14 protein-coding genes are annotated in these 13,931 nt (G+C 44.0%); 9 read left to right on the top strand and 5 right to left on the bottom strand.

Going from position 1 to position 13,931, the window contains the following annotated elements:
- Positions 1-100 precede the first annotated feature (100 nt).
- Positions 101-1,918: a zinc ribbon domain-containing protein gene (locus tag NST56_RS18090; protein ID WP_339178235.1), complete on the top strand. Its 1,818-nt coding sequence runs from the start codon at positions 101-103 to the stop codon at positions 1,916-1,918.
- 39 nt (positions 1,919-1,957) lie between these two features.
- Here NST56_RS18090 and NST56_RS18085 read toward each other — a convergent pair whose 3' ends face one another.
- The 3 genes from NST56_RS18085 to opcR all read right to left on the bottom strand — a co-directional run bounded on the left by NST56_RS18085 (position 1,958) and on the right by opcR (position 4,171).
- Positions 1,958-2,659, bottom strand: coding sequence for a zinc ribbon domain-containing protein (locus NST56_RS18085; protein WP_339178233.1), 702 nt, complete (start codon positions 2,657-2,659; stop codon positions 1,958-1,960).
- Positions 2,660-2,817: 158 nt separating this feature from the next.
- The gene (locus NST56_RS18080; RefSeq protein ID WP_024122878.1) at positions 2,818-3,432 is read right to left on the bottom strand and encodes a PH domain-containing protein; all 615 of its coding nucleotides are present in this window, start codon (positions 3,430-3,432) and stop codon (positions 2,818-2,820) included.
- Positions 3,433-3,613: 181 nt separating this feature from the next.
- Entirely contained in the window at positions 3,614-4,171 is a 558-nt protein-coding gene (gene opcR, locus NST56_RS18075; RefSeq protein WP_339178230.1) for an opuC operon transcriptional regulator OpcR, read from the bottom strand.
- A gap of 262 nt (positions 4,172-4,433) precedes the next feature.
- Here opcR and opuCA point away from each other — a divergent pair, with 262 nt between their 5' ends.
- From opuCA to opuCD, 4 genes are all read left to right on the top strand, one after another.
- Positions 4,434-5,573, top strand: a complete 1,140-nt coding sequence (gene opuCA / locus NST56_RS18070; protein WP_339178227.1) for an osmoprotectant ABC transporter ATP-binding protein OpuCA — start codon at positions 4,434-4,436, stop codon at positions 5,571-5,573.
- A 21-nt stretch (positions 5,574-5,594) separates the two neighbouring features.
- Positions 5,595-6,248 (top strand): glycine betaine/carnitine/choline/choline sulfate ABC transporter permease OpuCB, encoded by a 654-nt coding sequence (opuCB, locus tag NST56_RS18065; RefSeq protein WP_229149234.1) that lies wholly within the window; start codon positions 5,595-5,597, stop codon positions 6,246-6,248.
- 64 nt (positions 6,249-6,312) lie between these two features.
- A complete protein-coding gene (gene opuCC / locus NST56_RS18060; protein ID WP_286059821.1) occupies positions 6,313-7,179 on the top strand; it encodes an osmoprotectant ABC transporter substrate-binding lipoprotein OpuCC in 867 nt (288 codons plus the stop codon).
- A gap of 17 nt (positions 7,180-7,196) precedes the next feature.
- Positions 7,197-7,865, top strand: coding sequence for a glycine betaine/carnitine/choline/choline sulfate ABC transporter permease OpuCD (opuCD, locus tag NST56_RS18055; protein WP_339178222.1), 669 nt, complete (start codon positions 7,197-7,199; stop codon positions 7,863-7,865).
- Positions 7,866-7,897: 32 nt separating this feature from the next.
- On the opposite strand, the gene NST56_RS18050 is transcribed toward opuCD, so the two are convergent.
- Positions 7,898-8,431 (bottom strand): GbsR/MarR family transcriptional regulator, encoded by a 534-nt coding sequence (locus tag NST56_RS18050; RefSeq protein ID WP_268472131.1) that lies wholly within the window; start codon positions 8,429-8,431, stop codon positions 7,898-7,900.
- A gap of 284 nt (positions 8,432-8,715) precedes the next feature.
- Between NST56_RS18050 and opuBA the strand changes: the two genes are divergently transcribed.
- From opuBA to NST56_RS18030, 4 genes are read left to right on the top strand one after another with little or no spacing between them, the layout of a single operon-like run.
- The gene (opuBA, locus tag NST56_RS18045; protein WP_339178218.1) at positions 8,716-9,861 is read left to right on the top strand and encodes a choline ABC transporter ATP-binding protein OpuBA; all 1,146 of its coding nucleotides are present in this window, start codon (positions 8,716-8,718) and stop codon (positions 9,859-9,861) included.
- Positions 9,862-9,875: 14 nt separating this feature from the next.
- The gene (gene opuBB, locus NST56_RS18040; RefSeq protein ID WP_286057957.1) at positions 9,876-10,529 is read left to right on the top strand and encodes a choline ABC transporter permease OpuBB; all 654 of its coding nucleotides are present in this window, start codon (positions 9,876-9,878) and stop codon (positions 10,527-10,529) included.
- An 11-nt stretch (positions 10,530-10,540) separates the two neighbouring features.
- A complete protein-coding gene (gene opuBC / locus NST56_RS18035) occupies positions 10,541-11,461 on the top strand; it encodes a choline ABC transporter substrate-binding lipoprotein OpuBC (protein ID WP_010331900.1) in 921 nt (306 codons plus the stop codon).
- A gap of 15 nt (positions 11,462-11,476) precedes the next feature.
- The gene (locus NST56_RS18030; protein WP_010331899.1) at positions 11,477-12,157 is read left to right on the top strand and encodes an ABC transporter permease; all 681 of its coding nucleotides are present in this window, start codon (positions 11,477-11,479) and stop codon (positions 12,155-12,157) included.
- Positions 12,158-12,201: 44 nt separating this feature from the next.
- Here the strand turns inward: NST56_RS18030 and NST56_RS18025 are convergent, their stop codons facing one another.
- Positions 12,202-13,902, bottom strand: a complete 1,701-nt coding sequence (locus NST56_RS18025; protein WP_339178213.1) for a HAMP domain-containing methyl-accepting chemotaxis protein — start codon at positions 13,900-13,902, stop codon at positions 12,202-12,204.
- Between the last annotated feature and the right edge of the window lie 29 nt (positions 13,903-13,931).

Here is a 13,931-nt window from a genome sequence, read left to right as displayed (position 1 = left end):
TATTTTCGTGATTTCCTCCAATTTCATACCATTCTATTATAAAATATGTAACATAGGAAATATGTACAAAATAGTGGATAACAAATAGGAGGAAAGTCACATGTTTTGTAAGGAATGTGGTCAAAAAAATAATGAAGGGGCCAAGTTTTGTAAAGAGTGCGGCACCCCGATCGGAGGGAGCAACAGACAGGCAAATAAAGAAACAGCAAGCACTGCTGAAACGAGGCAGGCACCGCGAAAACCAATCCCTAAGAAAACCATCATGTTATGGAGCAGCATTGCCGCAGCGTGCGTCATATTATTCGCCGCATATAAAACCGGAGCGTACTTGACTTCAAAGGATAGGTTAGTCGACAAGTTTGAACAGGCTGTAAATGAGGAAGATAAAGACCAAATCGCGTCTCTCCTTACGCCGGTAAATGATAAGCTTAAGCTGACTAAAAATAATGTAAAGCCGTTTCTTACATATTTGAAGGATCATCCTGACAAAAAAGATGAGCTTTTTGCATCGCTGCGTGCTGAAACAGTCCAAAAGGATATTGTATACGCGGAGAAAGATGGGAAAAGCTTGCTAGTGTTTGACCATTATGATTTAAAAATAGCACCTGTTTATTTTGAAGTAACCAGCAATTATAAACATACGGATCTCTATGTGAATAAAGAGGAAGCCGGATCTGTAAAGAAAGCAGATCAAGCACAAACCCTCGGACCGTATATTCCCGGCGATTATACAGTCTCAGCCAAACTGAAAAACGATGTAGTCGATCTTGTGAAAAAGGAAGACATTCAGGCGGTTGGTGACAACAGCTTCCATGTTGATCTCTCATTAGAAGCAGACAATGTAACATTCAGCTTAGCGGATGACATCAAGGATGGAAAGGGAGAGTTGCTCATTAACGGTACATCCATTCATAAAGATCCGTTCAAATCTGTCACATACGGCCCGCTTCTGACAGACGGATCAATGACAGCTGCGGTCGAAGCGGAGTTTCCATGGGGAAAAACAAAAACAGCGGGCGTGCCGATTGATAGCAAAGAAATGGAGTTAACGTTAATTCCTGACCAAGACACACAAGAAACAATCATGAACACGATTGTCAAAACGACAAAGCAATATTCCAAAGCGCTTTCTGATGGAAATACAGCTCAGATGACAGAGGCAAGTGCCAGTTGGAAAGCCGAAGTAAAAGAGAACGTGGACTCGATGAAAAACACGGATTCTTACTTAAAAGATAAATACCTGGAAACAGACTTTGATTTGGATACATTTGCTCTATCCCAGAAGAATGACGGTACATGGCAGGCGACGGTAAAAGGAAAAGAACTTCACCAGTCCGCTAATTATAATGACTATACGAAACCTGAAATGTCGGATGAAAGCCCGAGCTATGAATATCTGCTTTCATATGATAAAAAACAGAAAAAGTGGATTTTCGAAGATACGGAATCAACTTTTGATTCTGCCGGAACAAACATAAAGAAAATAAAAAATGATCATGCAGAGACGTACACGTCAGCCTGGGCAGACGCAAAAGGCAAGAAAGCAAGCGTAAGCCCATCGACCGGCGATGTCACGGATGAACAAGTGACATCATTTATGGTTAGTTATCTGACAAATCAATCAACCGCAGTGAATTTAAATGAGTTTGCGGTCATGGAAGGCAATCTGGAAAAAGGAAGTTCATTATATAATGATCAGCAGAAATTGGTTAAGAAGCTGTACAGCGAGGGGACGACTGAAGTATTTATTGATGTAGAGGTAAAAAGCTTTAATCAAAGCGGCTCGACTATCACAATTAAAACATATGAAGAATTTGATATTACAAAATCAGGCGGCGGTACAAAGCGCAGAACATACAACTGGACCTACACCGGCGTAGTGAAAGACGGAAGAATTTATTTAACATCTATTCAATAAAAACAAACCCCCATCACCAGCAGGTGATGGGGTTGTTTTTTAAAAGAAGATATAACGGAAAATCTCTTTGATATAATGTTCGATGATGAACCGAAACGCAACGCACGTGATCAGATAAATCACAATGGTTGAGTAAATGATATCAGCCTTTCCTTTATACGAATGCTGGTAACTGCTCAGCATCGCAGGGGGAATAGCAAAGAATGCGCCGATTAAACCAATTGCTAACACAGTGAAACAAAGATCTGTATGTAATAAAAACAATAGAAGTGCAAGAATTAAAATAGCTGTAAACGGAATAAGAAACGCACCAAATCTTGATAGTGAATCTTTAAATGACACTTGGTTTCCCGCGATTTTTAAGGAAAAAAAGATCAATGCATGCAACCCGAAAATATAAAGGGCAAAGTAAATGGTTGGCTTGAAAAAGATTTCTGTAAAGCTCGCACTGCCGGGACCATTTGAAAAAAGAATATAAAACATCAGCGGAGTTAGTAAACTGAAAAGCACCATTGTAATGATTCCGCTGATCAGCTGTTCTCCACCTGTTGTTTTGCACTCCTGATAAGGGCGTTTCAGAACAGCCAGGACAAATGAACCGAACTGCTTTGCTGCTTGTTTTGCAGCCTCAGCTCCCGCCTGTGCTCCTTGATTTTCGCCCGCTTGGCGTGGAAGAGGCGATCCGCATTTCTCACAAAATTTTCCGCCATCTGCTTGATGGCCGCATTGAGGACAAAACATATGATGACTCCTTTTACATGTAATATAGGGAAAATAGACTAATAAGGTCATTATAAAAGAAAAAAGTAGAAAAGTAACCAATATCTATCCAAAAACTTTCTCCAAGATATGTATCAGAAAAAGACACGGGCTGCCAGATGCGAACCCGTGTCTTTTTTCTAGTTATTCATATATTTTTCAAATACGTCACCGAAATCTTTAATATGGTACTGCGAGCGGACGGAAGTGACCCATGTAAATCCAAATTCGGTCAGCTCTTTGTATTGTGTTTCAATATTGACGTGCTCAGGGCGGGTATGCTGAAGGATGGTGACTGCTCGTTCCAGACTTTGTTCAGCCTGATTAATCAAAATGTCATTTTCATAGATCGTTTCAGAGATACGGAGAAGGGCTTTATACAAATCTTTTAGCTTTTCAATTTGCTCTTTATGCACATCGATATCAAATTGTTCAGAGCCCAGCTTGAACTTGATTTCAACATCCAAATCGACTTTTCCGGCAGTTTCCAGAAAAACATCAGAGATTTTATATTGGGAATAAGGGTAGCGTTTCAGCGTTCGTTTAGAGGAAGTGGCACGTTCGCCGTCAACATGGATCAGCGCCAGATTCGTGAAGCAATATTCATCGGCTTTTGTTTTAATCAGGAAATAAATTTTTTCGTTGTCTTCATGCATGACATAGTCATCAGCATCTGTTTTGTCATAATCCTGAGGTTCGATAATTTTTCCGATATCTGATAATCCGAGTGCATCTGCTGCAATTTTCTTGAACATATAGATACATCCTTCCTATTTACATAGTCACTTTATTGTAGCATGTGGCGTTTCCGAACGGCTATAAACGTTTGCGAAGAATCAGCCTCTGGGTAAGGCCAATGTCACATGGAGGAAGTATATGATGTTCTCATATATGATGTTTCCACTATTCATCTCATCATGTAGAAAAGCAGCTCCCTTACTTCAGGGAGCTGCTTTCAGCTGTTTTCGGCACGTATTCAAATACTTCCTCACTCTCAAAAAACTCAATTAAGCGGCTCAGCCAGTCATAGTAATGGAGCCATTCTCTTAATTCATTCAGCAGCTGATTGACTTTCTCTTCCACTTCGGGGGTAAGCCCGTCCCTTTGTAAAAGATCTGTCAGCTCCCGGTTTAATTTTTTATACAGCACTTTGTTTTTGCTCACGACCTTTGTCCAATTCGCCGCAAATAAAGATATGAAGGTTTGGTAATAATCCTGCTCTACGTCGTAAAGATCTTTTCTTACGCCTTTTTCAAACACTTTTTCGGCAATGTTGGCATCAATCATTTCACGGACGACCTGGCTCATCCGTGTTTTGCTCATGCCTGTTGCTTCTGACAGCTCGCTTAACGTCATCGGTTTTCGATTCATATAAATAATCCCGAGCACACGCCCGACAGTAGAAGGCATTCCAAACGTATGCATATTTTCGGCAATCTTCTCAATGAGATGCTCTTCAGCATGTTCAATGATGTCGAGAGCAGTTTTTTCCACAGCTGATCATCCCTTCAAATGGCAATTGATGGTGTCAATATATCATATTTCTGCCAGTTGTTGAAAACAGCTGTATGCGGAGGAAGCGAGAGGTATCCGGCGTAATTGTAAGAACACCTTCTCTGCCTGAGTCATAGCAATAAATATCTGTAAATAACATATAATTTCAACACATTGTAAACTTTTTATTTTATAAAGTTCAAATTATAATAAAGATTATACTTTTCAGAAAAATGAATGGAAACCTGCGGAGGTGCACGGATTGCTGAAATTAGAACAAGTGTCAAAAGTATATAAAGGCGGCAAAAAAGCTGTGAACAGCATTGATTTAGATATTGCCAAGGGTGAATTTATCTGTTTTATCGGCCCGAGCGGCTGCGGAAAAACGACGACGATGAAGATGATTAATCGACTGATTGAACCGTCGTCAGGAAAGATCTTTATCGACGGAGAAAACATAATGGAACAGGACCCGGTTGAACTGAGGAGAAAAATCGGCTATGTGATTCAGCAGATTGGTTTGTTTCCCCACATGACTATTCAGCAGAACATTTCACTCGTACCGAAACTTCTGAAATGGCCTGAAGAAAAACGGAAAGAACGGGCGAGCGAGCTGTTAAAGCTTGTTGATATGGGCCCTGAATATTTAGACCGTTATCCCCACGAGCTCAGCGGCGGACAGCAGCAGAGAATCGGCGTGCTGCGCGCACTGGCTGCGGAACCCCCTCTCATTTTAATGGATGAACCGTTCGGAGCGCTTGACCCGATCACGCGGGATTCCCTTCAGGAAGAATTTAAAAAACTGCAGAGAACGTTAAACAAAACCATTGTGTTTGTGACCCATGACATGGACGAAGCTATTAAGCTAGCTGACCGGATTGTGATCTTAAAAGCGGGTGAAATCGTTCAGGTCGGCACACCTGATGAGATTCTCAGAAATCCGGCAAATGAATTTGTAGAGGAATTTATCGGGAAAGAGCGCCTGATCCAGACAAGACCTGAAATTGAGCGGGTTGAGCAGATGATGAACAGGATGCCTGTCACGATCACAGCGGACAAAACGCTTTCTCAGGCCATTCAGCTGATGAGAGAAAAACGCGTCGACTCGCTGCTTGTTGTAGATGAGCAAAATGTGCTGAAGGGATACGTAGATGTTGAAATTATTGATCAAAACCGCAAAAAAGCGAGCGTTGTTGGTGAAGTGTACCGATCAGATATGTATACCGTGCAAAAAGGAGCCCTTCTCCGAGATACCGTCCGGAAAATCTTGAAGCAAGGAATAAAGTATGTTCCCGTTGTTGATGAAGAGCACCATTTAGCAGGGATTGTGACAAGAGCAAGCCTTGTGGACATCGTATACGATTCCATATGGGGCGAGGAAAACCAGCTAATGACGATCTGATCAGGGGAGGAGCTCTTATACATGAATCAAATGATGACTTTTTTACAGACGAACGGCGGTGAGCTGCTGTATAAAACAGGAGAACATTTATACATTTCGCTCATTGCTGTTGTGTTGGGCATTATCGTTGCGGTGCCGCTCGGTGTTCTGCTGACCAGAATGAAAAAAGGCGCTGGCGCGGTTATAGGTGCCGTCAATATTGTGCAAACCTTGCCAAGTCTGGCGATTCTGGCGTTTTTTATCCCGCTTCTCGGTGTGGGAAAAGTGCCGGCGATCGTCGCTTTATTTTTCTATTCGGTGCTTCCGATTCTGCGCAATACGTATACAGGCATTAAAGGTGTAAACAAAAATCTGCTTGAGTCAGGAAAAGGGATTGGAATGACCGTCTGGGAGCAGATTCGGCTCGTCGAGATTCCGCTGGCGATCCCAATTATTATGGCGGGAATCCGTACATCAACGATTTATTTAATCGGCTGGGCGACCCTTGCCTCATTTATTGGCGGCGGCGGTCTCGGTGATTACATTTTTATCGGACTGAACCTGTATCAGCCTGAATACATCATTGGCGGTGCTGTGCCGGTAACGATCTTAGCCATTATCATTGATTACTTGTTAGCCGTGACGGAACGAAAAGTGACACCGAAGGGATTGCAAGGAATGAAGGAAGTTTCTTAAGGAGTTGGCTGTGTTGAAAACGAAAAAAATCAGATGGATCGGCGCGCTCGCTTTCGCCTTTGTCATGCTGCTGAGCGGCTGTTCTTTGCCGGGACTTGGCGGCGCCTCCAAAGATACGATCAAGGTCGGAGCGCAAAGCATGACAGAATCAGAAATCTTAGCGAATATGATTGCGCAGCTCATTGAACATGATACGGATTTAAATACGGCGTTAGTCAAAAATCTCGGATCAAACTATGTTCAGCACCAGGCGATGCTTGGCGGTGACATTGACATCTCCGCCACGCGCTACTCAGGGACCGATTTAACGAGCACCCTCGGAATGGAGGCTGAAAAGGATCCGGAAAAAGCGTTAAATATCGTGCAGAAAGAATTTGATAAACGTTTTAAATATAAGTGGTTTGATTCTTACGGGTTTGATAACACATACGCCTTTACCGTAACAAAAAAGTTTGCGGAAAAGGAGCATGTAAACACTGTGTCTGACCTGAAGAAAAACGCTTCTGAATATAAACTGGGCGTCGACAATGCCTGGCTGAAACGGAAGGGCGACGGATATAAAGGCTTTGTCAGCATGTATGGATTTGAGTTTGGAACAACCTATCCGATGCAAATCGGACTTGTCTATGACGCAGTCAAAAACGGGAAAATGGACGCCGTTCTTGCTTATTCCACAGACGGCCGGATTAAGGCGTATGATCTGAAAATCCTAAAAGACGACAAACAGTTTTTCCCGCCGTATGACTGTTCACCTGTGATTCCGGAAAAGGTGCTTAAAGACCATCCTGAGCTTGAAGGCATTATTCATAAACTGATCGGGAAGATTGATACGGAAACCATGCAGGAGCTCAACTACGAAGTAGACGGCAAGCTGAAGGAGCCGTCTGTTGTGGCAAAGGAATTTTTAGAGAAACATCATTATTTTGACTAAGAAAAGAGGCAGATTAAATGGAAGTATTACAGCAGCTTGGCACTTACTATTCGCAAAACGGCGGCTATGTGCTGCAAGAGTTTTACCGCCATTTTCTGATGTCGGTGTACGGCGTTTTGTTTGCGGCCATCGTCGGCATTCCGCTTGGCATCCTGATTGCCAGATATCGAACATTAAGCGGCTGGGTTTTCGCCGTCACGAACGTGATTCAGACGGTGCCGGCGCTTGCTATGCTGGCCGTGCTGATGCTAGTGATGGGGCTTGGCGCCAATTCGGTCATTTTATCGTTATTTCTTTATTCACTGCTGCCGATCATCAGAAATACGTATACAGGCATTGTCAGCATTGAACATGCCTATCTTGAATCCGGAAAAGCGATGGGCATGACAAAGTTTCAAGTGCTGCGGATGGTCGAGCTTCCGCTGGCGCTTTCTGTCATTATGGCCGGCCTTCGCACCGCGCTCGTCATTGCCATCGGCATTACAGCCATCGGGACATTTGTCGGCGCCGGAGGCCTCGGAGACATTATCGTCAGGGGATCAAACGCAACAAACGGGACCGCGATTATATTAGCTGGTGCGATCCCGACAGCCCTTATGGCGGTGATAGCTGATTTGGTCATGGGCTGGCTTGAACGCGTGTTAAGCCCGATTAAAAAAAAGAAAAAACTGCTCAGTGCAGCTTAGTAAAAAAACGCCTTGTTCATGACAGGGCGTTTTTACGGTTTCGGCACATATTTAAAAATCTCTTCACTCTCAAAAAACTCAATCAGACGGCCGAGCCAATTGTAATAGTCGAGCCATTCCTTTAATTCCTTCAACAGCTCATTCACCTTTTCTTCCGCTTCAGGAGAAAGCTCTTGATCCAAGATACTGAGCAGCTCCCGGTTGAGTTTTTTATGCATCATTTTATTTTTGCTGACGACTTTGCTCCAAGTGGCTGTAAACAGTGTGATAAAGGTTTGGTAGTAATCCTCTTCAACATCGTATAAGTCTTTTCGCACGCCCTTTTCGAACACCTTCTCGGCGATGTTGGCATCGAGCATGTCCCGCACGACCTGGCTCATTCGCGTTTTGCTCATGCCAGTCGCTTCTGATAATTCCGTCAGCGTCATCGGCTTGCGATTCATATAAATAATGCCCAGCACACGTCCAACGGTAGAGGGCATTCCAAATGCTTGCATGTTTTCCGCGATTCTTTCTATGAGGTGGTCTTCAGTCTGTTCAATTATCGTTAACGGATCTTTCTCCAACAGTTTCAATCCTTTCAGCTAACAATTCCGATGTCAATATACCACATTTTTGATGCGGCGGAAATGCTGTAACCATAGAATTTGGCAGGAAATTGGAGCAATAAGGAGATCATTACCGGTCAATACGGGTAAATCAGGGCTTACACATACTTTATAAATAATATGAACAAATTGTAAACTTTTTATTTTATAAACTTTATTCTATAATGAGAAGCATTCAATTGTCTGAAAAATTAAATATGAATTGAACAAATTGAATGAATTTAATTTTGGAGGTGCGATGTTTGCTGACATTACAAAATGTCTCGAAAACATATAAGGGCGGCAAAAAAGCTGTGAACAGCGTGAATCTGGAGATTGAAAAAGGTGAATTTATCTGTTTTATCGGTCCAAGCGGCTGCGGAAAAACGACAACGATGAAAATGATTAATCGATTAATTGAGCCGTCAGCCGGCCAGATTTTTATTGACGGCGAGAACATTATGGAACAAAACCCGGTAGAACTCAGGCGTAAGATCGGCTATGTCATTCAGCAGATCGGTCTGTTCCCCCATATGACCATTCAGCAGAACATTTCACTTGTGCCTAAGCTGCTGAAATGGCCGGAGCAGCAGCGGAAAGAACGTGCGCGTGAGCTTTTAAAATTGGTCGATATGGGACCTGACTATTTAGACCGTTATCCTCATGAATTAAGCGGGGGACAGCAGCAGCGAATAGGTGTATTACGGGCACTTGCCGCGGAACCGCCGCTTATCTTAATGGATGAACCGTTTGGGGCGCTTGACCCGATTACGCGGGATTCCCTTCAGGAAGAATTTAAAAAACTGCAAAAAACCTTACATAAAACCATCGTATTTGTTACCCATGATATGGATGAAGCGATTAAGCTTGCAGACCGGATTGTCATTTTAAAAGGCGGAGAGATTGTTCAGGTCGGAGCGCCTGATGATATTCTGAGAAATCCGGCAAACGAATTTGTTGAGGAATTTATCGGCAAGGAGCGCCTGATTCAGTCATCAAGTCCTGATGTTGAGCGGGTTGATCAAATGATGAGTACACACCCGGTGACCATTACGCCAGATAAAACGCTCTCTGAAGCGATCCAGCTGATGAGGCAGGAGCGTGTCGACTCGCTGCTGGTTGTTGATGACAGCCATGTTCTTCTAGGCTATGTGGATGTGGAAATCATTGATCAATGCCGGAAGAAAGCCAATCTGGTAGGCGAGGTCCTGCATCAAGACATCTACACCGTATTGGGGGGCACACTGCTGCGGGATACAGTACACAAAATTCTAAAACGGGGTGTAAAGTATGTGCCGGTTGTAGATGAAGACCGCTGTTTAATAGGAATTGTGACGAGAGCGAGCCTGGTTGACATTGTATATGAGTCCATCTGGGGAGAAGAAAAACAGCTCGCAATATTGTCATAGGGAGGTTGTAAGACGTGAATCATATCATTGAATTTTTGCAAACCAACGGGGGCGAGCTGCTTTACAAAACATATGAGCATATCACCATTTCTCTCATCGCCGTCATTTTAGGCATTGTTGCCGCTGTGCCCCTTGGGGTTGTGCTGACCAGAATGAAAAAAGGAGCCGGCACCATTATCGGTATTGTAAATATCATTCAGACGCTGCCTAGTCTGGCAATCCTCGCTTTCTTTATCCCGCTCTTGGGAGTCGGAAAAGTCCCGGCTATTGCGGCCTTGTTTTTCTATTCCGTTTTGCCGATCCTGCGCAACACGTATACCGGGATTCGCGGCGTTAACAAAAATCTGCTTGAATCAGGAAAAGGCATCGGGATGACGGCTGCTGAACAGATTCGCCTCGTAGAACTGCCGCTTGCCGCGCCCGTCATCATGGCGGGGATCAGAACATCTACGATTTATTTAATCGGATGGGCGACGCTTGCATCCTTTATCGGCGGCGGCGGATTGGGTGATTATATTTTCATCGGCCTGAATTTATATCAGCCGGAATATATCATCGGAGGAGCGGTTCCTGTCACGATATTGGCGATTGTCATTGATTATGTGCTGTCAGTAACTGAACGAAAACTGACACCTGCCGGCATGCAGAGATTAAAGGAAGTTTCATAAGGAGGCGGCTCATGAAAAGAAAATATCTCAAGTGGATGATCGGTTTACCGCTCGCAGTAATGCTGATGCTAAGCGGCTGTTCGCTTCCAGGTCTCAGCGCCGCTTCAGACCAGACCATTAAAATCGGCGCGCAAAGCATGAGTGAATCAGAAATCATCGCCAGCATGCTTGGCCAGCTGATCGAACACCATACGGATCTAAAAACAACGACCATTAAAAATCTAGGCTCCAACGCGGTACAGCAGCAGGCCTTATTGAACGGAGAAATCGATATAGCGGCCACAAGATATACAGGTGACGCGCTGACAGGCACGCTGAGGATGAAACCTGAAAAAGATCCGGACAAAGCGCTGGCGCTGACACAGCGGGAGTTTAAAAAAAGATATGATTTAAAATGGTATGACTCCTACGGGTTTGATAATACGTATGCCTTTACCGTCAGCAAGAAGCTTGCGGACCAATATCATTTAGAAAACGTATCAGACGTCAAAAAATGGGCGCCGCAATTAAAGCTGGGCGTCGACAACTATTGGATGAAGCTGAAGGGGAATGGCTATCAGGATTTTACGAAAACCTACGGCATGACATTCGGCGGCACGTATCCAATGCAGATCGGGCTTGTGTATGACGCGGTAAAAAGCGGAAAAATGGACATTGTCCTCGCTTACTCCACGGACGGGAGAATTAAGTCCTATGATCTCAAAATGCTAAAGGATGATAAACAATTTTTCCCGCCGTACGACTGCTCCCCGGTTGTTCCGGAACAGGTGCTGAAAGAACATCCTGAACTGGAAAGCATCATTCAAAAAATGATCGGAAAAATCGATACAGCCACGATGCAGGAGCTCAACTATGAAGTCGACGGTAACCTAAAAGAACCGTCTGTCGTTGCCAAGGAATATTTGCAAAAGCATCACTACTTCGAATCGTGAAAGGGGGATTGACCAATGAATGTGCTTGAACAGTTAATGTCGTATTATGCACAGAACGGCAGTTACGTCATAGAAGAATTCGGCCGCCATTTTCTCATGTCGGCTTACGGCGTCTTGTTTGCCGCTGTTGTCGGTGTTCCGGTGGGGATCCTCATTGCGCATTTCCGCCGCTTGTCAGGTTGGGTATTCGCCGTTACAAATGTCATTCAGACGATTCCGGCGCTCGCCATGCTGGCAGTCTTGATGCTTGTTATGGGGCTCGGTGCAAACACCGTGATTTTATCATTATTTTTGTATTCCCTGCTTCCGATTATCCGAAACACGTACACAGGCATTGTCAGCATTGAACACGCAACCTTAGAATCAGGAAAAGCGATGGGGATGACGAAATTCCAGATTCTTCGGATGGTTGAGCTCCCGCTCGCGCTTTCTGTCATTATGGCAGGCCTTCGAACGGCTCTCGTCATCGCCATCGGCATTACAGCCATCGGCACATTTGTCGGCGCTGGCGGCCTTGGGGATATGATTGTCCGCGGGTCAAACGCCACAAACGGAACGGCGATTATTCTAGCAGGCGCGATTCCGACTGCGGTAATGGCGGTTGCGGCTGATTTGCTCATGGCTTGGCTGGAGCGGGCGTTACATCCGGTTAAGAAAAAAAGAACCAAGGTGAGACGTATTCAAACAGCTGCATAGGAACAAAAAAGAGGCTTGGATGATTCCAGCCTCTTTTTTCATATTTAAATTGTAAACTGATCCATTTTCTCATTAAGTTCTTTCGCCAAACGCTCAAGCTCCTCAGCATTTTGAAGCACTTGATCCATTGAATGGGCGGATTGCTCGGTAATGGAAAATGTTTCTTCGATGCCAGCGGCGGATTCTTCAGAAACGGAGGCGATATTTTCAATCGATTGGTTAATTGTGATCGATTGGTTTGTTAACTGCTTTAATCCGTCCGTTACTTCCTTAATGCTATCCGCTACATAGGTGACCGATTGCTTAATGTTCTGCATGGCCTGTCCGGTGTCAGTCAGGTTTTCGGTACCTTTTTCTACTTCGGTAAAGCTGCTTTCCAGGTATTGAATGACAGTGTTGATCTCCTGCTGTGTGCCGCCTACTATTTTAGTGATATCCTGAACGGAGTCAGATACGCCGTCTGCTAGCTTTCGGACCTCTTCGGCTACAACGGCGAAGCCTTTGCCGCTTTCTCCTGCGCGGGCTGCCTCAATTGCGGCATTAAGTGACAGTAAGTTCGTTTGCTCGGCAATGCCGTTGATGACCTGAACAAGCTTGTTGATGTCCTGTGAATGCTGTTCCAGCGATCTCACTTTGTGAACGGCTTCCTGAACGATATGATGTATCGTTTTCATTTGCTGCACTGACGTATTCATATTTTCGTTTCCGTTTACGGCGAGTTCGAGAACGTTTTGAGACGTATCGCTGATCGTCATGCCGTGATTGTAGGCTTTATCAATGCTTTCTGTAAATTCATTCATTGATTCGGCAATCGTCACAGCGTCTTGCGCCTGCTGCTCGGAGCCTTCAGCCATTTCGTTCATCGTTTCGGTAATATGCCTGCTGCCGGTTCTTGTTTCATTCGTTGCAGTGGTCAGCACTTGTGATGAAGAAAGCACGCGGGTGGAAATTTCTTTTGAATACCCGACGATATCTCTTAAATTCCCTACCATTTTCTGAAGCGCTTCGTTCAGATCGCCAAGCTCGTCTTTTGATGCCAGCGGCTCTATGTCATTTGACAGATTGCCCTCGGCGATTTCATTCGCAGATGTTTTCATTCGAATAATCGGTTTTACAATGCTGCGATTGATATAAAGCCAAATACATATGCTGATGACGATGGAAGCTGCCAGAAGCATAGCCGTGTAAATGAGGCCTTTATAATAAACGTCCTTGGTTTCTTTCACCGCCGTGTTGCTGCCTTCTTTATTAAAGTCAACCAGTTCAGTGATTGATTTTTTCATATCCTCAAAGCTTGCTTCAGTCTGTACCAATAAACCCCTTGCTTTATCTATATCATTCGTGCGTCCGCTCTCTAAAATCTGGTTATGAATATTCGTATATGAGTTGACTTCAGTCTTGAGCTGTTCGAAAATGCTGCGCTCTTTGTCGTTAGAGATTGTTTTTTCATAGTTATCAAGCTTTTCATTGATATCCTTAAGGATCTGGTTCATATCTTGTTCCAGCGTATCCATTTTATCTTTGTCTGTATAAATCAGGAAATCCTTTTCCGTAGAGGAAAGGTGCTCTGTCAAATAATTAATAGATGTGATTTCTTTAATGCCGTCTATCCATTTTGTGTTGATTTCATCTGTCTTTTTGATGATGTGCTGCATATTGAAAGCGCCTATTCCGCCTATAAGCAGATTGATGAGGATCAGTGTCAAAAAGACCAGGCTGAATTTGCGGGAAATCGTCAGTCGCATATAAGTGTTCTCCTTTTAAAAAAAGTGAT

It is taken from the genome of Bacillus sp. FSL R5-0560 (genome assembly GCF_037966305.1).
In the GTDB taxonomy this organism is placed as follows: Bacteria; Bacillota; Bacilli; order Bacillales; family Bacillaceae; genus Bacillus; species Bacillus mojavensis.
This window is presented reverse-complemented; position numbering and strand designations above follow the sequence as displayed.